The organism is Vibrio sp. 11-4(1) (genome assembly GCF_013048625.1).
Classification (GTDB): Bacteria; Pseudomonadota; Gammaproteobacteria; order Enterobacterales; family Vibrionaceae; genus Vibrio; species Vibrio diabolicus.
Map to the genome: position 1 here is coordinate 299,762 of NZ_VHSY01000007.1, position 20,386 is coordinate 320,147.

General features: G+C 40.8%; 20 protein-coding genes and 1 other RNA gene. 11 read left to right on the forward strand and 10 right to left on the reverse strand.

Annotated elements, in window-relative coordinates; translation table 11 throughout:
• Positions 1 to 25 precede the first annotated feature (25 nt).
• Positions 26 to 622: a nucleotide exchange factor GrpE gene (gene grpE / locus FKN16_RS16310; protein ID WP_012842091.1), complete on the reverse strand. Its 597-nt coding sequence runs from the start codon at positions 620 to 622 to the stop codon at positions 26 to 28.
• Positions 623 to 768: 146 nt separating this feature from the next.
• On the opposite strand from grpE, the gene nadK reads away from it, so the two are divergent.
• The 4 genes from nadK (at position 769) to bamE (ending at position 5,633) form a co-directional block, all read left to right on the forward strand.
• Positions 769 to 1,653, forward strand: coding sequence for an NAD(+) kinase (gene nadK / locus FKN16_RS16315; protein ID WP_005391462.1), 885 nt, complete (start codon positions 769 to 771; stop codon positions 1,651 to 1,653).
• A 265-nt stretch (positions 1,654 to 1,918) separates the two neighbouring features.
• Positions 1,919 to 3,109, forward strand: coding sequence for a DUF3103 domain-containing protein (locus FKN16_RS16320; protein ID WP_170903095.1), 1,191 nt, complete (start codon positions 1,919 to 1,921; stop codon positions 3,107 to 3,109).
• Between the two features lie 168 nt (positions 3,110 to 3,277).
• The gene (gene recN / locus FKN16_RS16325) at positions 3,278 to 4,942 is read left to right on the forward strand and encodes a DNA repair protein RecN (RefSeq protein WP_170903096.1); all 1,665 of its coding nucleotides are present in this window, start codon (positions 3,278 to 3,280) and stop codon (positions 4,940 to 4,942) included.
• A gap of 331 nt (positions 4,943 to 5,273) precedes the next feature.
• Positions 5,274 to 5,633: an outer membrane protein assembly factor BamE gene (gene bamE / locus FKN16_RS16330; protein WP_005391468.1), complete on the forward strand. Its 360-nt coding sequence runs from the start codon at positions 5,274 to 5,276 to the stop codon at positions 5,631 to 5,633.
• 108 nt (positions 5,634 to 5,741) lie between these two features.
• Here bamE and FKN16_RS16335 read toward each other — a convergent pair whose 3' ends face one another.
• Positions 5,742 to 6,095, reverse strand: coding sequence for an RnfH family protein (locus FKN16_RS16335; protein WP_005391471.1), 354 nt, complete (start codon positions 6,093 to 6,095; stop codon positions 5,742 to 5,744).
• The gene (locus FKN16_RS16340) at positions 6,085 to 6,528 is read right to left on the reverse strand and encodes an SRPBCC family protein (RefSeq protein ID WP_005391473.1); all 444 of its coding nucleotides are present in this window, start codon (positions 6,526 to 6,528) and stop codon (positions 6,085 to 6,087) included. The genes FKN16_RS16335 and FKN16_RS16340 overlap by 11 nt, the downstream gene beginning before the upstream one ends.
• A 118-nt stretch (positions 6,529 to 6,646) precedes the next feature.
• Here FKN16_RS16340 and smpB point away from each other — a divergent pair, with 118 nt between their 5' ends.
• The 6 genes from smpB to FKN16_RS16370 all read left to right on the forward strand — a co-directional run bounded on the left by smpB (position 6,647) and on the right by FKN16_RS16370 (position 13,212).
• Positions 6,647 to 7,132, forward strand: a complete 486-nt coding sequence (smpB, locus tag FKN16_RS16345) for an SsrA-binding protein SmpB (RefSeq protein WP_005391476.1) — start codon at positions 6,647 to 6,649, stop codon at positions 7,130 to 7,132.
• Positions 7,133 to 7,198: 66 nt separating this feature from the next.
• Positions 7,199 to 7,566: a transfer-messenger RNA gene (gene ssrA, locus FKN16_RS16350) on the forward strand.
• A 165-nt stretch (positions 7,567 to 7,731) separates the two neighbouring features.
• Positions 7,732 to 8,979 carry an integrase domain-containing protein gene (locus tag FKN16_RS16355; RefSeq protein ID WP_031856916.1) on the forward strand — a complete coding sequence of 416 codons (1,248 nt, stop codon included), beginning with the start codon at positions 7,732 to 7,734 and terminating at the stop codon, positions 8,977 to 8,979.
• Between the two features lie 505 nt (positions 8,980 to 9,484).
• A complete protein-coding gene (locus tag FKN16_RS16360; RefSeq protein ID WP_050550693.1) occupies positions 9,485 to 10,900 on the forward strand; it encodes a 3'-5' exonuclease in 1,416 nt (471 codons plus the stop codon).
• A complete protein-coding gene (locus tag FKN16_RS16365; protein WP_170903097.1) occupies positions 10,897 to 11,535 on the forward strand; it encodes a DarT ssDNA thymidine ADP-ribosyltransferase family protein in 639 nt (212 codons plus the stop codon). The genes FKN16_RS16360 and FKN16_RS16365 overlap by 4 nt, the downstream gene beginning before the upstream one ends.
• 12 nt (positions 11,536 to 11,547) lie before the next feature.
• Positions 11,548 to 13,212, forward strand: coding sequence for an ADP-ribosylglycohydrolase family protein (locus FKN16_RS16370; RefSeq protein ID WP_064490262.1), 1,665 nt, complete (start codon positions 11,548 to 11,550; stop codon positions 13,210 to 13,212).
• Between the two features lie 195 nt (positions 13,213 to 13,407).
• On the opposite strand, the gene FKN16_RS16375 is transcribed toward FKN16_RS16370, so the two are convergent.
• The 7 genes from FKN16_RS16375 to FKN16_RS16405 form a co-directional block, all read right to left on the reverse strand.
• Positions 13,408 to 14,283 carry a YDG/SRA domain-containing protein gene (locus tag FKN16_RS16375; RefSeq protein WP_170903098.1) on the reverse strand — a complete coding sequence of 292 codons (876 nt, stop codon included), beginning with the start codon at positions 14,281 to 14,283 and terminating at the stop codon, positions 13,408 to 13,410.
• A gap of 80 nt (positions 14,284 to 14,363) precedes the next feature.
• The gene (locus FKN16_RS16380; protein WP_031856876.1) at positions 14,364 to 14,933 is read right to left on the reverse strand and encodes a recombinase family protein; all 570 of its coding nucleotides are present in this window, start codon (positions 14,931 to 14,933) and stop codon (positions 14,364 to 14,366) included.
• 164 nt (positions 14,934 to 15,097) lie between these two features.
• The gene (locus tag FKN16_RS16385; protein WP_170903131.1) at positions 15,098 to 16,198 is read right to left on the reverse strand and encodes a site-specific integrase; all 1,101 of its coding nucleotides are present in this window, start codon (positions 16,196 to 16,198) and stop codon (positions 15,098 to 15,100) included.
• Positions 16,188 to 16,676, reverse strand: coding sequence for a helix-turn-helix domain-containing protein (locus FKN16_RS16390; RefSeq protein ID WP_012842096.1), 489 nt, complete (start codon positions 16,674 to 16,676; stop codon positions 16,188 to 16,190). The genes FKN16_RS16385 and FKN16_RS16390 overlap by 11 nt, the downstream gene beginning before the upstream one ends.
• Positions 16,669 to 16,869: an AlpA family transcriptional regulator gene (locus FKN16_RS16395; protein WP_012842097.1), complete on the reverse strand. Its 201-nt coding sequence runs from the start codon at positions 16,867 to 16,869 to the stop codon at positions 16,669 to 16,671. The genes FKN16_RS16390 and FKN16_RS16395 overlap by 8 nt, the downstream gene beginning before the upstream one ends.
• Before the next feature lie 107 nt (positions 16,870 to 16,976).
• On the reverse strand, positions 16,977 to 17,966 hold the full coding sequence (locus FKN16_RS16400; RefSeq protein ID WP_249370554.1) for a hypothetical protein: 990 nt from the start codon (positions 17,964 to 17,966) through the stop codon (positions 16,977 to 16,979).
• Between the two features lie 496 nt (positions 17,967 to 18,462).
• Positions 18,463 to 19,026 (reverse strand): porin family protein, encoded by a 564-nt coding sequence (locus tag FKN16_RS16405; RefSeq protein ID WP_012842100.1) that lies wholly within the window; start codon positions 19,024 to 19,026, stop codon positions 18,463 to 18,465.
• 424 nt (positions 19,027 to 19,450) lie between these two features.
• On the opposite strand from FKN16_RS16405, the gene FKN16_RS16410 reads away from it, so the two are divergent.
• Positions 19,451 to 20,332, forward strand: coding sequence for a LysR family transcriptional regulator (locus FKN16_RS16410; protein WP_170903100.1), 882 nt, complete (start codon positions 19,451 to 19,453; stop codon positions 20,330 to 20,332).
• The last annotated feature ends 54 nt before the right edge of the window (positions 20,333 to 20,386 follow it).

Below are 20,386 nucleotides of genomic sequence, written 5' to 3' on the forward strand. Positions count from 1 at the left end.
TATATTTGAAAACAGGCAGTTAAGGTTATTTAGCAACCATTACCATTGCCGGACGAATCACACGGCCGTTTAGTTCGTAGCCTTTTTGCATAACAAACATAACTGTGTTTGATTCATGATCTGGGCTTTCCTGAATCGACATCGCTTGATGGAACTCTGGGTTGAATGCTTCACCTTCAGGGTTGATTGCTTTCAAGCCAAATTTCGCCACAACGTCGACAAACGTTTTGTGTGTTAACTCAACACCTTCTAGGAACGGCTTAACCGTTTCATTCTCTGTATCTGCCGCTTGAATTGCACGCTCTAGGTTATCAATAACAGGAAGCAACTCTTCGGCAAACTTGTTCAACGCAAATTTACGTGCTTTATCGATCTCTTGCTCAGTACGACGACGCATGTTTTCTACTTCAGCTTTAGAACGCAACACCGCATCTTGCTGCTCTTTTACTTTTGCCTCGCTAGACAATAGTGCCGCTTCTAGTTGAGCAATCTTAGCGTCTGTCTCATCACCAATTTCTTCAAGCTCAGCTTCAACTTCTTGTGCTTCAGCTTCTACTTTTTCAGCCTCTTCGATGATTTGATCAAGCTCTTCTTCTGTAACTTTGTTTTCTTCGTTGCTCATGATATCTCCAGAATTCAACATAATGCCCTTAAAGCCATGCGCGTTTTTGCGGGCTTTAACCACATAAAAATTCGCATATTTAGGTGACTTGCCATTATTATGGGGATGAAGATTCCTGATTCAAGCCTCTTTAATGCGGAAATGCTATGAAAAATCCATGTAACGTGATCGCGATTATCGGAAAACCAAGAGATCAACAAGCAATTCAAACTCATAAAGAGTTGTACCAATGGCTGACCTCTGAAGGCTATAAAGTATTTATTGACGATCGCCTTGCCGCAATACTGGATGATATCCCGCAGAGTCAATTTGCCAGTTTAGTTGAACTAGGAAAAAATGCCGATCTAGCCATTGTGGTTGGTGGGGATGGCAACATGCTAGGCGCGGCAAGAATTTTATCCCGATTTGATGTTCCAGTCATAGGGGTTAACCGTGGAAACCTGGGCTTCTTAACTGACTTAAACCCAGACGAGTTCCAAGCGTCTCTGCAAGCGGTACTCGACGGTGAGTATATTGAAGAAGAGCGCTTTCTCTTAGAAGCGGAAGTACACCGTCACGGGCAAATTAAAAGCCACAACGCTGCGCTAAATGAAGCTGTACTTCACCCAGGGCAAATTGCCCATATGATTGAATTTGAAGTGTACATTGATGAAAGCTTCGCCTTCTCTTTACGAGCCGATGGTTTGATTGTCTCCACACCAACGGGCTCGACCGCATATTCGCTTTCTGGCGGTGGTCCGATTCTTTCGCCTAGCTTGAATGCCATTTCACTCGTGCCAATGTTTCCTCATACCTTGTCGAGTCGACCTTTGGTGGTTGATGGAAAGCGTCGAATTAAATTGGTGGTGTCACCAGAAAACCGAGGAACACAAGAAGTTAGCTGTGATGGACAAGTGTCTCTCCCTGTTTCTCCAGGCGACGAAATCCACATCTATCAAAGTCCAAATGTGCTCAAACTCATCCATCCCAAAGACTACAGCTACTATCACGTTTTACGTAACAAGCTTGGTTGGTCTAGTAAATTGTTCTAACACTTGTTACTCAGGGAAATGACTTCAATAAAAAAGCCAGCAGCTTAATTGCCACTGGCTTTTGGCTTTCTTAGACAAGAAATAGACACAAAGTAGTGAGGCGACACGATATTTGCTGTCATTAAAGAGAAGTTTATAAATTTTGATCCTGTGGGCAAAGTTTACACAAAAGATAGAAAAGCAAATTCAATGATCTATGTCCGGTGATATTCTCACCATGAATAGAGTATTAACTCTATTTCATAAAATCAATAAAGGACATATTATGAAGAAAACCATCATTCTGTCTGTTCTCAGTACATTAGCACTTATTGGCTGCCAATCAGAGGAAACGCAAGTCAACAGTGTATCCAACGCAAAAGCGGAAGATATCACTAAGACGAAGCGTGCCCTCGCTCAACAATTGAGTGAGAACTATGCTGCCATTGAACCCATGTTGAGAAGAGATATTACTCCACAACAGACTAACGTCTCTGTATCAGCATTTGTTCAACAAAACCCCAACTCCGAGTTTAGCCGTCAGCTTGTACAAGCTGACACTCAAATTCGTAGCTGGAAAGGTATTTCTGAATACTCAGATCAGTTGCTGGAAGTTCGTTTAGCGAATGAGAGCATGATAACAGCATGGCAAAGTGGCGAGGTCGAGCCATTATTTGCATTTGAACCAAGTGGTGATGATGAGAATTGGCAATATATCGAAGCATTTGATGTGTATGGCAACATCCATCAACTCGATGTTTACCAACTCCCAGATGTACCTGTACTCGTTGTTGATAACAACAGCTCTGCAGAGCTAAAAGCAGGCTTGCAAGCTATGCAGGCTGAGATGAAAAAACTCGGTCAGCCAGCTTTAGTTCAACCATATATTGCTGATGAACAACGCCAAAATGCACCGCTATTGTCAAGTAGCACAGTGGGCGAAGCGGCTCCAATTCAAACAACGCAGTTGAAAAAGATCCGTCTAGCCGATGACAAAGAACCTTGGATCTCTGGCAAGGCAGAAATCTACGCTATCGTAACGGGCGTCAATCCAAGTCGTGATGAACCGACTCTCGATTTAGTGGAGCTTCCATACTTAGACTACGATAACCAAGATTACTACCCAAATCAGATCATTATTCACTGGTCTCGTTACCGCTGGGGCGCTGCAGATATCGTGCTCATGGAACAAGATGATGGTACAGACTATAAACAGTTGGCAAAACTCCTCGTTCAAGTTGCTGGAGAAGTGCTGAAAGCGATTCCAGATCCAGAAGTTCAGGCTTACGCGATTATTCCGCAAATCACTAATAAGATCATCGACACGATCCCTGACGGCGTCCTAACGAATGATGATGACTTCGTCGACGTTTACTACACACTAATGCAAGACACATCATACGTGGATCATCCAGGTGCTGGTGTGAATGCAGTAGTCACATTAGAGCCGCTCACGATTAACCCAACTCGTCCGTAACCTGTTCAATTTTAATGAGTCGTTGTAATCACTTCGGCTCATTTTTCCCACTTCATCACAAAAAAGCACCCCACACAGAAATTTTTTCTCACCCGTCTTTACTGTATAAAGAAACAGTATATACTGTTCTCTTATACAGTATTGTTCAGTTATACAGGTAAATAAAAAATGCTGGCTCATCTAAGTGTTAATAATTTTGCGATTGTTAAGTCTTTACAACTCGAGCTGTCTAAGGGCATGACCACCATCACAGGTGAAACAGGCGCGGGTAAATCCATTGCTATCGATGCTTTAGGGCTCTGCTTAGGCGGACGAGCCGATGCTGGCATGGTTCGACAAGGTGAAGAAAAAACCGAAGTTAGTGCCGCTTTTTTACTGGACAACAACCTACATGCAACGCGTTGGCTAGAAGATAACGATCTGCTTGATGGCAGTGAATGTATTTTGCGTCGCATCATCACAAAAGAAGGTCGCTCAAGAGCCTTCATTAATGGCAGTCCTGTCCCACTATCACAGCTCAAATCTTTAGGGCAACTGCTGATCAATATCCATGGGCAACACGCTCATCATCAATTGATGAAAAGCGAACACCAAATGGCTATGCTCGACCAATATGCAGGTCATCTAAACCTACTAAAAAGCACACGAAGTGCTTACCAGCATTGGCGTCAGGCAGACAATAACCTCAAGCAACTAAAAGAAAATAACCAGCAAAACCAGGCGCAAAAACAGTTGCTTGAATACCAAATCAAAGAACTAAATGAGTTATCGCTAGGTGAAGAAGAATTTGCAGAGCTCGAGCAAGAGCACAAACGACTATCCAATAGTGGTGAACTCGCCACTACCTGTCAGCAAGCCATCGAACTTATTTACGAAGGTGAAGAAGTCAATGCGCTTGGTATTTTGCAATCGGCCAATCACTCCCTAATTCAACTAGCTGAGTTAGATGAAAAGCTATCTGAGCTACCCAACATGTTGTCAGAAGCGATGATTCAACTGGAAGAAACGAAGAACGAATTACGCAGTTATCTAGATGGCATCGATGTGGATCCTGCTCGTATGGCTTATGTAGAAGAACGTTTTTCTAAAGTGATGTCTGTTGCTCGCAAACACCACGTGATGCCAGAAGAACTATACCAACATCACCAAGATCTTCTGGCCCAAGTAGAAGCGTTAGATTGCTCTGATGAACGTTTAGATGAACTCGCGCAAGAAGTGGAACAAAAGTACCAAAGCTTCCTAAACCAAGCAGAAAAACTACACAAATCACGCAGCCGTTACGCAAAAGAACTGAACAAACTGATCACACAAAGCATGCACGAATTGAGCATGGAAAAAGCGGTATTCAATATCGAAGTCAGCAATGAAAACACGCACCCATCACCACTTGGCATGGACAGTGTGTGCTTCTTAGTATCGACCAACCCAGGACAGCCATTGCAACCTATAGCAAAAGTTGCGTCAGGCGGTGAGCTATCACGCATCTCATTAGCTATCCAAGTGATTACCGCTCAGAAAGTGGATACACCAAGCTTGATCTTCGATGAGGTGGATGTCGGTATTAGTGGTCCAACAGCAGCTGTAGTCGGCAAAATGCTACGCAAGCTTGGCGAGTCTACTCAGGTATTGTGTGTCACTCACCTCCCTCAAGTTGCAGGTTGTGGCCATCAACAAATGTTCGTGGCTAAACAAACAAAAGCTGGCCAAACCGAAACACAAATGCACGCATTAGATGAACAACAACGTGTGGCAGAATTAGCTCGCCTACTTGGAGGTAGCCAAATTACAGATTCTACCCTTGCAAACGCCAAAGAGCTCCTCATCGCCGCTTAGCCATGCTCTTTCAAAGATAGAGTCACGAACACTACTCCGTGACTCTACCTCCCCCCATCACCATATCAAAGTGCTTGGGTTCTGATTCCCTTTCGAAATAATGGTCAGTGCCACCCCATAGCTCAATAACTTGGCTATTTGTCATTAGTTACCGCTTAAACTGGATAGAAAATCGCTCATCGACATAAACATACATGTGAGAGAATCAATAAATGCAACTCAACTCAAAATTCGTTGTCAGATTTCCTATCATACGACGCATAGCTTTTTACATCTGCGTCGAGCTTGTTTATTATCAGCGCAGTATTTTAAAGGTTACTAAGAAATTATTATGCAATTAAAGAAGTGGTTAGTTGCCGTACCATTAGCAATGACATTGCTGACAGGATGTTCGGTATTGGAAAAACTGGTTTATCGCATTGATATCAACCAAGGCAACTATGTAGAACAAAGTGCGGTAGATAAATTAAAGTTTGGGATGACTAAAGCACAGGTTCGCTTCGTACTAGGGTCGCCAATGCTTATTGAAAACGGCTACCCAAACACTTGGTACTACATCTATCACCATACTCCTGGTCACGGTGATCCAGTGCAAAAAGACCTGATCGTTAACTTTAACGATCAAGGCACACTCGCAGATATCAGCGGTGACTTCCCAAAAAGTGACGCTTTTTACGAACAGATTCAGTAAACGACTTTTGCAAAAAACCTCTCACATGAGAGGTTTTTTATTATCTAGATATCGCGCAATCACACTTTGAATCAATGACGACGCCATCCATTGGGACTGATATCAAGTCTACTTATTCTTACGTACAGAGCTAGGCTTACCACCGGTGACTGGGTCTGCATTCCCCTCGGCTTTAGCCTGCTCCGCCCGCTTACGACGAATCTCTTTCGGGTCTGCGAGTAACGGACGATATATCTCTATTCGATCTCGATCTCGAACGGTCGCATCTAACTTCACATTACGACTAAACACACCCACTTTATTCTTAGATAAATCAATTTCAGGGTATAACTCTAACACGCCAGATTGTCGAATGATCTCTTCTACCGTTGCGTGATTATTCACCACTAAATTAAATACACGCTGTTCATGAGGAAGAGCATAGACAACCTCTACGTGAATCATATCTGACTCAATACTCATAACACTCGTAGACCTGTTTTGCGCGTTTAGTGAATGCATTTACCATGTTACTGGTAAGCTCGTTAAAAACCTTACCGAAAGCCATCTCAATCATTTTACTTGAGAATTCAAACTCAAGCTTTAGCTCAACTTTGCAAGCTTGCTCATCTAGCGCGGTAAAAATCCAACCACCACGCAACGTCTTAAACGGGCCATCCACCAAGTTCATCATAATTGCTTGGCCTGGGATCAGCTCATTTGAAGTAGTAAACGTTTTGCTGATACCAGCCTTCGCCACATCGACAGAAGCCACCATACCATTACCCGAAGACTCAATGATTCTAGAGCCCGAGCAACCAGGCAGAAACTCAGGGTATTTAGCAACATCGTTAACCAGATTGAACATCTGTTCAGCACTAAAAGACACAAGCGCAGAACGGCTGACTTGCTTCATACATACTCCTATCGATACATGTACAGATTTAAAGCTCCTGCCAATTTTACTTTTATTCCACGATTGCGCAAATAAAAGGATTTCCTATCCGATATCCAACCCGTATAATGTCGCTATTATGGCAAAGAAAAAAACGAAACAAAAAGCGGGTAGCAATACTATCGCGCTGAATAAAAAAGCTCGCCACGAGTATTTCATCGATGATGAAATCGAAGCTGGCTTGGAGCTCCAAGGTTGGGAAGTGAAAGCCCTTCGCCAAGGTAAAGCCAATATTTCTGAAAGTTACGTATTTATGCGTGACGGTGAAGCCTTTGTGAGTGGCATGACAATCACTCCTTTAAATCAGGCATCGACACACGTTGTGGCGAACCCCACACGTGTGCGTAAACTACTAATGAGTCGTCGTGAACTAGACAACCTATTCGGACGTGTGAACCGTGAAGGTATGACATTAACGGCGCTCTCTCTGTACTGGTCTCGCTCTTGGGTGAAACTAAAAATTGGCGTAGCAAAAGGTAAAAAGCTGCACGATAAACGTACGGATTTAAAAGAAAAAGACTGGGCAAGAGAGAAAGCACGCGTAATGAAGAGTACACTGCGTTAATCTTGACCACTTAAACGCATAGTACTGGACAGCCAATGCTTTTCTGTTACTATGCGAATATTACCTGGGGCTGATTTAGGATTCGACGGGAATTCAGAAGTCTGAGGTGCATGCCGAGGTGCGGTAGGCCTCGTTAACAAACCGCAAAAAAATAGTCGCAAACGACGAAAACTACGCACTAGCAGCTTAATAACCTGCTCAGAGCTCTCTCGCCCTAGCTTCCGCACGTAAGACGGGGAATAACGAGGGATCAAACCCAAACGCGCTAGCCCGGATTCTCCCGCCTGAGAGATGAACGGCGAATTTTAATTCAGGCTAGTCATTCATTAGCGTGTCGGTTCGCAGGTGGGTGGCGAAATTAAAGATCGACTAAGCATGTAGTACCAATGATGAACGGTTTTCGGACGCGGGTTCAACTCCCGCCAGCTCCACCAATTATCATATTAAAGACGTCCTAGGGCGTCTTTTTTATTACCTCCAACAACTAAAAATCAATAACTTAGCGTATTTTAACATCTTTTAACTTCCTACTGCTTCTTTGCTTTATAGGTACACACGAAGGTACACTAGATTCGGTTCCTTAATTTGATGTACCTACAATGGCAAAAACAACAACCCGTTTATCTGACAAAGAAATCAAAGCAGCGAAACCTAGTGATAAAGAATACAACCTTTTCGATGGTGATGGACTGCGCCTAAGAGTAAAACCTAATGGTTCAAAGCTATGGATAATGAATTATTACCGCCCCGTGACTCGCAAACGAGCCAACCTGAGTCTAGGTAAATATCCAGAGCTATCGCTATCAAACGCTCGCAAAGCAACTTTAGAAGCCAAAGAGCTACTAGCACAAGGCATTGACCCTCAAGAAGAGCGAAAACGTCAACAGGAAGAACACCAAGCCATCCACCAGCACACTTTTATCAATGTGGCTAAAGAATGGTTTGAAATAAAGAAAGACGACGTTACACCAGATTATGCCGTTGATATTTGGCGCTCGCTTGAGCTGCACATCTTCCCTAGCGTATCCAAAACGCCTGTTAAAGAAATCACCGCACCACGAATCATTGAGATGCTTAAACCTATCGAGGCAAAAGGCAGCTTAGAAACCGTCAAACGCTTAGCTCAGCGACTCAATGAAATCATGAACTTTGCAACTAACTGCGGGTTAATTCAGGCTAACCCGCTTACCGGTATCAAAGCCGCTTTCAAGAAACCCAAGAAAGAAAATATGGCAGCACTCACACCAGCAGAGTTGCCAGAGCTTATGGGCGCAATTTCTAACGCCAGCATAAAGCGGACAACCCGATGCTTAATCGAATGGCAGCTTCATACAATGACTCGACCAAGTGAAGCGTCCGGTGCTAAATGGGATGAGATTTATTGGGATGAAAAGGTATGGACAATCCCTGCCGAACGAATGAAGAAGCGCAGAGAGCATCGTATTCCACTCACAGAACAAATGATCGAATTACTTGAAGTAATAAAACCAATCAGTGGGCACAGAGAATTTATTTTCCCATCAGACCGAAATCCTAAAAAGCCGTGCAACAGCCAGACTGCGAACATGGCACTTAAACGTATGGGATTCGCAGGGAGACTTGTTAGTCATGGCCTTCGCTCCTTGGCAAGCACTACACTTAACGAGCAAGGCTTTGATAGAGATATAATTGAAGCAGCACTAGCTCACGTCGATGATAACCAAGTACGTAGTGCATATAACCGTACTGACTACCTAGAACGTCGACGACCGATGATGAATTGGTGGAGCGGGCATATAGAAGAGGCAGCTAAAGGTAGCCTATCTGTGACTGGGACAAAGCAGTTAAAAGTCATTAATGCAGGGTAAATTACTTGTACTAGATAGGAAAAATGGCAATTTTGCATTTTTCCTATCTGTGAATCTCAGGAACAAGTTATAGATTGGTAACTAATCGTGGGACATAAGAAAATTAGTCCATGTCAGGATGAATAGAGAAGCTGTCCTATTTGGCCCTATGGAACTGAAATACTCCAGCTCCCAAGTTGTAGAAATCAGTACCAATTTATTACAAGCTTTAAAAGTAATTGAGCATAAAGCTTCGAATAGCCTCACTATGCTCGAAGGTAACGGACTTTAAATACCACAATAACTCATTGTTATAAAAGACTTAATTAGCTTTAAAGATTGTATAACTTAAGTAGTAAACCAAAAATTAAATTAGCTCATACCCTCATAAAATCATCACCTTAAAAATTACAATAGAACCTTTGACGTATAAAACGTGGCCAATAACTCATTTTCAATAAGTTTTATTGCATTTAAACTCATATACAATTTAGTCTTGTTCATAAAGTGGTCAAAAGGCTAGTCTATGAAAACCCTACAAAATATAACTCCAACTCCAGAACAACTATCACTTATAACTCATCCAAAGCTCGGCATAAGAATAATAAGAGGAGCTGCGGGCAGTGGTAAAACAACCACATCAATTTTGATGATGAAAACCGCCATAGGCTACGTCATTGATCACTTTCTTTCGACGGGAAACTCCAGCCAAGTAAAACTTCGAGTTTTCACGTTTAATAGAACGCTAGCGGCATATGTAAATGATCTAGTTTCAGAAATGGCTGCTAACTTTGAAAATATTGAAGAGATGCTAGATATTGAAATAACTACGTTAGGTAAGTATTTTTATAACAGAATAAGCTCTCCTAGAATCATCCAAGATAAAATCAAAGATCAGTTCTTAACACAATCTGGCGCAAAAGTTCCACTTAGTTCAGCTTTCATTATTGATGAAGTAGATTACATTCTTGGTAGGCTCCCACCCGATAAATATGAAGAATACATAGATATAGAAAGAACAGGCCGAGGAAATAAACCTCGAGTTGATAAAGCTATACGCCGCCAACTGCTGGACTATGTTGTTTATCCTTACCAAAAATACAAAGAGTCAACGGGATTCGTTGATTGGCATGATTTAGCACACTACTTTTCTACCAACAAAATTGAAGATATCGATATCGCTATAGTTGACGAGGCTCAGGATTTTTCCTCTATACAATTAAAAGCGATTGTAAATCAACTCTCTCCAGAAACTTACACAACTATAGTCCTAGATAGCGCACAACAGATATATAAGCGTAGCTATACCTGGAAAGAAATAGGTATCACGGGTGCGTCTTACTCGAGACTTGAATGTAACTATCGTAATACTTACGAAATCGCATTGTTTGCACACAATCTACTTCAATCAGCAAATGTGGTGCTAGATGAAAACGCAACACTTCCTAAATTAGAGAGTATAACGAAACATGGCAATAAGCCTTTACTAGTAAAAGGAGAGTTTCCAGCTCAAATCAAATTCATACTATCTTTCATACACAAATATGTTGATTTAGCTAACGATACGGTTGGTTTTCTTCATCCTAAAGGAGGTAGGTGGTTCGATTACCTAAAAGAAAAGCTAGATGAAGAAGGATTAGACTATGTAGAAATCGCCCGCAAGAACTACTGGCCTAAGGCCGATACAAACATAGCTTTATCGACCATTCATTCAGCAAAAGGGCTTGAGTTTGACTATGTATTTATTGTCGGTGCACAAGACTCACATTTCGTGTTTGAATCATTGGATCATGAAGATGCGAATTATGCGTCTGCCATACGACTGTTTTCGATGGGAATCACTCGAGCTAAAAACAATGTCATCATAAGCTGCAAAAATGAAACCACCCCCTGTTTTTTCAAGCATTTAGATGCTAACACATATGAGGAAATAGTACTGTGAGTATCAGTGAAATAGTAAAAGCGCGGGGAATAACAGAAGTCATTCATTTTACAACGAATCACGGAATGCTAGGCATATTGGTCACAAATGCTCTTTTGCCAAACTCAAAACTAAAGGAAGAAGATACACTAGCCTTCATTTTCAAACAAAACTCTGAAACCAGAAAAGAAAAAAATCGAAAATGGCTAGATTATGTGAATTTGTCTATCTCTAAACTAAACCAATCGTTTTATGATTACTCCGAATATAGACACCGTGCACAAGAGATGTTTTGGGTGATATTATCTTTTTCTCCTGATATTTTGGAGCATGAAGGTGTTTATTTTGCAACCACAAACAATATCTACCCCTCTTGTAAACGCGGAATAGGGGCTGAGGCTTTAGAATTTATGTTTGCAGACCCAGTTGAAGGTTTCTACCAAAATTTATTTTATAGAAATGAGGAACACAAAGACTCATGGACCACATGTGAACAAGCGGAAGTACTCTATCCCGATAGCCTTGCTCTAGATTATCTCAATCATATCTATGTTAAGGATGAAATTAGCAAACATGGAGTCAAAGCTCAAATGTCAGCTCTAAATTATAAAGAGCTAAGTGTTATCGTAGCCCCAGAAAAGTTTAAAACGTCATAGGGTTTGTTATTTATGTCTAATTATAATGTTCAAAAAGCCATCAACTCAGCTCTATGGGCGGCATATGGTGATGCCTTAGGCTTCATCACAGAACTAGCCGATGAAAAAATATTGAAAACAAGAACCGGCAAAAAAAGAGTAGAGATACTTTGCGACTGGAAAAGAAAAATCGGAGGAGGTTATGGTCCAACTGTAGATATGCCTTCAGGAACATACTCTGATGATACTCAGCTACGACTGGCTTCTTCTCGCTCTATAAATGTGGATGGCCACTTTTCAGTGCAATCATTTTCTAAAATTGAGATACCTGTTTGGCAATCTTACGCATTAGGTGCTGGGCGAGGTTCCAAAGTAGCAGCTGCATCTCTAGCGAAAAAAAATACCGCTTGGTTTAGCAATTTTTATAATGATAAAAAAGCTCAATATGTAAATGCTGGTGGGAATGGTGGAGTAATGAGAATCCAACCCCATGTATGGTCAGCGAAACATCTTCATGATCCAAACAGTTTTCTATTAGATGTAATTAAAAATACTTTGGTGACCCATGGCCACCCAAGAGCAATTGCTGGTTCGGTCATGCACGCACTCGCATTAGCGGATGTCATAAGAAATAATAGAATTGCTAATACTGAGCTGCTACATAACTTTAATGAGTGGACCTTACAAATACCTAACTTAATTAAGAAAGATATAAATTTAAGTACGTCTTGGATACCTCAATTCGAATCTGAATACGGTAAAAATATCGAAGAAGCATATCAAGATGTTCACGAAGAACTAGAAGCTCTGATCAATATTGTTGATAAATGGTGTAACAACGGACAAGGCTATAATGACTTAGTCTCTGTGTTAGATTTGACTAACGAATCAATTAGAGGTTCTGGTACATTAACCGCAATCGCGGCATCGGCAGCGTCGACCTTGCTATCTAAACAAGGGATTAACAGCTTGATTGTAGAAGTGTCCAATTGTTTAGGAACAGATACTGACTCGATTGCAACTATGGTTGGAGCTATATGCGGGTCAATTTCAGATATCTCGCCCCCCTCTCCAATTCAGGATCAAGCTTATATTGAGCTAGATGCAAAGAGACTCTTTTACATATCTCAGGGAAAGGTAGAAGGAGAGCTAAACCATAACTATCAATATCCAAGCCCACTATCTTGGAAAGGGCCTAACTCGTCTTTAGATTACATTGTGAATTCTAAACAAGGGCTATATTTTGAACCCTTCGGGATAGTTCACAAAGTTTCCGAGGCTTATTCAAGTAACAGTACAGAAAAGTATAACTATGTGTACCAGTGGATAAAATCTACTATCGGTCAAACGTTTTTAGCGAAGATGAGGAATAAAGATTCTCTCATTGAGCTTGAGCCACAAGATAAAGACACAAATCAATCAACTGCCGAGTTTGTTCTCGATAAAAATCCTCAAATGGATCTTATCGATAATAATTCTAAAAAAAATGAAACCTCAATAAGCCATAACACCGTAGAAGAAAAAGCAGGTACACCTGATATAAATCAGTTAACAAGTAAAGCAATTACTAGCAAGTTTGATCACAAGGTCATTGGCGAACATATCATCACGATTTCGGATTCGGATTTAGGGGTAAATGGCGTAATCGCTTATAGTGCAATAGTTGCTAAAGCACGAGTGGCAAGAAATTCCAAATAATTTAGTATATATAAGAAGTTGGTAGAACTACTCTCTACCAACTTTTGTCTCCTCAAGTTAAGCTCTTCAAGCGCTTTTACTAAGACTTGCCATATTCAACTTTACCACCAGAAGAATCTCGGCCCTATAAGCTTCTGGGATTTACGACTACAGACGAATACTTTTTCACTGCTATAGAAGCTTTCGTAAATAACTTTAATCATAACCATGGGTTTTTCTATGGTATTCTAGGTTTTCAGAATTGATGTAATGTTTTGTATGAGCAATCAAAGCCCCTTCAGCATCACCAATCAGTGTAAGGTCATTAGCGATCGCAAAAGTCCCTTTATCAAACATTACGTGATGATTAGGACAAAGGCATAACAGATTATCAATGCTATCATCACCATCATGTGGCTTTCCTAGGGGCTTGATATGAGCCCCTTCCGCATAAAAGCCCTTTTTGGTTTTTATAGAGGTGCTGCATACTTGACACTTGTAAGTGTAAAGCTCCTTAATTTGCTGAGCCTTTTTGGTATCCCGTACAATTCTAATAACAGTACCTTTTCGGCGCTTGGAATCTTTTTTCGAGTAATCTAATTCCGTGTCTTCTGCTGACTTCCTTTCAGGGTTGCCACCACTATAAACCAAACGGAACCTACAGATTTTGAATCCATCTTTACCCAACTCTTCCCATGCATCTACCACACTATATAGACCAGCGTAGCTATAACCATTGTGCGGAGAAAACTCTGACTTATGTTTATGCCCGCGAATAACTCGAGCTGGATACCCTTTATTCATCCTGACTAGCAGCCCAGCATTGCCAGGTTGTTCCCACGTCTGATCACTAACCTGTTTACCATTTTTGTTTCCGCCAGCCCCTGTATAGATAATTTCATCACCATAATCAGCATCATCCGTATACCCGCCAGAAAGAACAATTGCGGAGGTTCCTTCTTTGCCGTTACCATCAATACCCGGAGTAGTATGGCGATGAAAGCTCGATGCATTCATAGCTCTTCGGTCTTCAAACCAATGCCCTTCTTCGAACCCAGGAATCTCGCCAAACTTTATTGGTCTAGTAGACATATATCTCACTCAAATGGATTTCATAACAAGCTGATTATAATGCATGTTTAAGATACAACGTTTATTTCATGTTACTGCGCTCAAGTATTGTTCCAGTGCCTTTTAACTGTTGCTATACCCAATCCTAGAACTTCTGCCGCTTTACTTTGAGACAACCCCTCGGCTTTCTTTACTTGTACCGCAATTGTAGTGTGTTTAGCTTTTGGCCTACCAAGCTTTTTACCTTGAGCTTTAGCTCGTTCAAGCCCCTCCCTAGTCCGCTCTCGAATTCGGTTTCTCTCAAACTCAGCAAAGGCAGAAAACATTTGCAGCATCAACTTCCCTTCAGCGCTTGAAAGGTCAGCTACTGGTAAATCTAAACAGACTACTTTTATGTCTTTCTCAGTAAGTAAATTGATAGTATTTTGGACATCGATGTTATCTCGCCCTAAACGGTCTAACTTTAAAACCACCAGCATATCGCCCGATTCCATCTGATGGTTAATCAGAGTTTTAAACTGCTGACGCTTCATCGCTTCAACAGATCCCGAAACCGTTTCGCTGATTACTCGAGAGTCACTTACCTCGTAGCCTTTCTGGCGTATGGCGATAATTTGGTTTTCTGTTGTTTGCTCCGTAGTAGATACACGGCAATAGGAAAAAATACGCATTGGTCACTCTGGTTAGAATTGGTATCAAAAATAGTGGTATCACACTTTAATGGTATCATAAATTTTCTACGCTAAATTTTTGATACCAGTTGTAATATGAAAAAGCTGGTATCAATATACGAATGTTTTTTGATACCAGCTTGGTCAGAACAATTTGATGGGTATTACTTGTTTCCCATCATTTGTTGAAACTGCATAAATTGCTTGAACTGCTCTTCCATATCTGGAGCAGTGTTTTCAGCTGGCTTAGCTAGCTTTCGCAATAACTCTGCTTGCTTGTAATCAGGCACATCACCATAGCTGTAAAAACTAGTCAGCACACTTTCATGCCCTAAGTTTTGGCTCCATGCCTTGAACTCTTCAGGTGTTCGGCAAAGCCGCTCGCCCAATCGCACCAAAGTGTTCCGGAAACTGTGAGGATTAAAGTAAGGCAACCCAGCAGCTTCAAAGGCTTGTGCAAAAGATTTGCGGATTGGGTTCGCGTTGCTCCAATGCTCTTCAAGTAAACCAATAGCCTCAAACTGCTGGTTAGCGTTATGTGCCAACTTAGTTTTAGGAAACAACGGCGAGTTTTGCTTGAAACCTAGCTCCTGAACCAAATAATCAATCCATTCACTCAAAATCTTTAGTGGCAGCTCGCCGACAGGAAAAAAGTATGTTGTGAATGTTTTGCTGAACTTTGTATTCACATCCCTTGCGTCCTGATAAAAGCTTTGTTCAACAAGGTCAATATGTTTTATCTTTGCTGAAGCAACCGCTCCGTCCCTTGCTCCTGTTAAGATAACGAATGCCATTAAAGCTCTATCACGCATTTCAATGACCGTCGAGCAAGGCATAAGCTCCAAGGTTTGCTTGATCTGTTCTATCGTGGCCACATTTCTCTTACGCTTTGCGTTAGCGATACGCGTATCTTTTTCCGATAAGTTGAAATATTCAATATCACTGTAATTGATTTTTGCTCTATACCCTTTTTGCGTAACCAGATATTGGAAGAACGACTTCAAGTGACGAGTTGCTGTCAGCACAGTTGCTTTACTTAATGTCTCACCTGTAGAAATGGACTTTTTGCTGAGAAGGTGCTTCTTAAACCCAATAGCGTGCTTCGCCCTAAACTTCTTAAAATCAACATAACCAGTATATTCCGCAAAGCGATTAACTGACTTAAGAACGCCATCAATAGTTGAGTCATCTAAGCGCTTAGCTTCCTTTAAATACTTGGTAAATTCATAGATAATTCGTGCATTATTTGTACTATTACTTTTCATCACTAAAAACTCCATTGAAAGGACAATTTAAGAGGTTTTGTCCTCTTAGGATTAAGTGTTTTTCAGCTATCGGTAATTTACCCTCAAGTTCGAGCCAAATATCATTCACTTTTCGCCACGAAACATACTTGTTCATTCGACATCCACACTCTTCACACAAGCCTGTCATGTGAGCCATTCCAGCGGGTTTAGCAATGAAAAACACTGACTCAATGCTTGGTTTCATTGGTTGTTTACATCGAAAACAACACATCTCATGCTCCTCGCAGTCGAACATAATTGCTTTGCGCTTTTGTTTAAAGTGAACCTTCAAATCGGCACCATTTATTAATAGTGGGCGTTTTTTATCGACTACAGGTAAACCAACACGAATCCAATTACGCACTGTTTTAGGGTGAACCCCTAACGTTTCACTGATATCAATAACGGTATAGTTGCGATTGCTTTTTATGCAGTTAGGTGAATTACGTTTAGTCATTATCAACCGCCTTAGATGCAGAAACGCAAGCATCGAGCCATTTTTCAATATCGACTTTTAGCCATCCAACTGCACGTTCTCCTAGTGAAATAGATAGCGGAAAACTTCCCTGAGACATGCGCAAATAGATAGTACTGCGAGATAGACCTGTCATATCGATAACTTCAGGTAAACGAATGATTTTATGAGACATAAAAAAATCTCTTGGTTGTTCATAGGACAGCCGAGAGGTTATTGAAATGAAGCTTGGTAAATCCGAATTCGGAAAACAAAATTCCTAATTAGAGTATGCTCATTAGGTCATTTTTGTCTTTTTTCTATCGCTTCATCTACTTGGTTCAATATGTTACGAATAGAGTCATCAGAAACAGGGGCACCTATCTGTTCTGTCATAAGTTTCACAGACGAAGTAACTCCTCGAGCTCCGGGGTCGATTTTCAACTGCTTACAAAGTGCCCCGATGAGAACAAGCAATGTATTACGCTCTCTCGAGTGAAGTGTTTTTTCCACTTTAGGCTTCTTTGACTTGTCTTCTGTTTGTTTCCCTAAACCCTCTTCACTTTGTGATTCAACAAACCTCAAAAGCTCAGTTTTTTTGATAACCAGTTGATGCTCATACTCACCAAGCTCATGGCTATCCTCAAAAACATAATCAAAACTAGGCTGACTTTTAAACCTTTCCAGTGCTGCCGCTGACTCAGCTTTCTCAGCCTTAAAAATCATTTCTTTTATCTCATGATCTCTACTAAAGATGAGATCCATAAGAGTAATACCTTCGTAGCACAAGGGCGGAAATATCATAGCTAAGAAAGAATGTTTCTTCTTATCGCCGGGAAGTGGTTTTAACACTGTTTGAAGCTTATATACTTGATCACCTTGAGCTAAAAAGACCCCATTGGTGTCCCCTCCGTCAAATGCAGGTTGACTTGAGGAGTTTTGGAATTGCTTCAAAACACATGATGACTCCATGCCTATCATGGGCAAATCCCAAACACCACCAATGACCTGAACCTTCTCATCAAAAGCTATCCATTTACTTGTATCAGTTTTAGATGAGATATCAGAACTTCGCTCATTGCCCATAAGAGTACATCGCCCCGCGAGGGCATAAGCTTGGTTTATCAATCGAACCGATATAGTTAAATGCCCATCTAGAGCTAACTGACATATATCCGTCAAGACAACAGACTCCCCTAGCAAATCTGTTACGAATTTTGCTGCCTCTTCTAGTGTGAAGAGTTCTCTTAGATTTAATAACTTGCTCATTTGACGCTTGTTTCGACCTTGCATAGCCCCTACATAAAGGGATGGATGATACAACATTGTCTTATGCTAAGTAGAACTAACGGAAATAAGAGGAAATATACGTAAATTGAAACAATTTTTAGGGGATAGTCAAGAAATAGGTACACCACAAGGTACACCAACAAAAATCAAACCAACTAATACCATTAAAAATCAGATACTAAAGAGGTTAATTCAAATTACGCCAGCCCACCAAACGTTTGGAAAAGGCCACCTTCGGGTGGCCTTTTTTGTATCTGCTATCCGTACTTATGTTGCAACAGTACACGATCTACTTTTACGATGTTACTTTCTATTAGTGCACGGCTTCTTTTATAGCCTATAGAAAAATAAGCAGACGATCTCTAATAATCAACACTTCCAACTTTATAAATATTTTATTCATTAGTAATTTTATGCAGATAATTAAATCTCTTAAAAAATAAAAATGCGAAGCCATTTAGCTTCGCATTTTTATTTGGGTTAAACATGGTTAACAATATTAGAAACGATATTCCACACCTAGCGATGCTTGGTTAAAATCAGTTTTTGTGCTTGCACCATTCGCGACGTTCTCTGCATTCAGTTCTACGTCATACCACATATATTCTGCGTTAACTAAGAAATTATCAGTAACTTTAAAACCAACACCGGCACCAGCGAATACACCTTCGTCATCTTTGTTGCCTTGGAAGCCCGCAACGTTGTAATCCGTCGAGTACCACATTTGACCGCCTTTTGCGTAAAGATCGACACGATCAGCAATAGGGGCTGTAACTTTTAGTGCTGCGGTGTAACCGTCCGTTTCGGCATTTGCTAAGTTATTACCATAGCTACCAAAATCAATGTAACCGCCCTCTAACGCTAAGTAAGGGTTAAAACGGTAACCAACCAAACCTTGAATAGCATCACTGTCATCATCAAAGTCATCTTGTCCATCAACTTTTAAGTAACCATAATTGGCGCCGACATAAACACCATGATCTTTGGAGTCCGCTGCGTGAGATAAAGTACTAAACGTTGCTAAAGAAAAAAGGCCAATCAAAGTAACAACATTGCTTTTCATTTCGTTCTCCTAATATAAGTGCCATTGAAAGTTCGAATTATACAAAGCAAATGCAATGCCAATTTTAATTTAATGAAAAACATCTTCTACTTTATAAAAAAATGACATTATTTTGAAATTAAAACAACAAAACTAAAAGTTATACCGTTTTATTTACCTTGAGAAAACAATATTAGATTTGTGTAAATACTAATGATGTAAAACATTCTATTTTATTTGTAGTTTTTTCAAAAGATAGGAGAAATCAATAAACAAACCCCAATCATCAATTATTTACACACCCATTATATTTAGGATTCTTAATTTTTGGCCTGGATTCTTTATGAACGAGTAAGGAAGGTAATCACACATCGGCTTTTTCTCTCTTTGCTTCAATAGGTAAATCTCCTACTCTGTGAAGAGGCTATCTCCATGGGACTGAAGTATGTTAAAAGGCAGTGAGTACCCTTCTATCCGAGCATTAAGGACGTTTGTCGCGGTTGCAAATTACCTCAGCTTCTCTAAAGCGGCGGATGCCCTATGCATTACACAAAGTGCAGTAAGCAAACAAATTGCCGCGCTTGAACAACTAGTGGGTTTACCTTTAATACAAAGAGGCTCGAATGGTATTGAGTTAACTGAGGAAGGAAAACGCTACCTACCGCAAGTCACAGAAGCACTAGAACTTATTCAGAATGCAACCGCCAACTTAATCCAATCAGATTCAAAGCAAGAATTGCTCACCGTGGATGTTACTCCTTCTTTCGCTAGCCTTTGGTTGGTGCCTCATATTGATGACTTCCACCAGCGACATCCCAATATCCGTGTAAGAATCTGTACCGGAGATGGGAACGTCAAAGGTTCAAGCGGTGAAAGCGACTTGCATATTCGTTGTCTTCCATTGTCCACGCATTATGAATACAGCCACTTACTATGCCAAGAAATACTGCTATTGGTCGGTTGCACTAATACTCCTGCACTCAAGAGTGTGCACGCTGTTAGCGACTATCCGTTGATACCTCAAATCACTCGCCCTCAGTTGTGGGAGCAATTTAAGGCTGCACATGCAGTAGAATCAACCGTTACCTATCACTCTGTAGGCTTTGAACATTTTTACCTAGCTTACGAAGCCGTCAAAATGGGAAAAGGACTCGCCTTACTTCCTGATTTTATGGCGCAGAATTCTATTTTAAGAGGGGATATCCAACATATTCTCAACCTATCTTTACAGAGTGGTTATGGTTATTACGTGATAATCCCAAATTATCGCCTATCGGCTAAGAAAGTGGCGGCGTTTTACGAATGGTTGAAGAGCAAACTAAGCTAATATTATTTTCTTGAAATGCTTTTGGTAACCCAAAACAACTCAAAGACTTCAGTA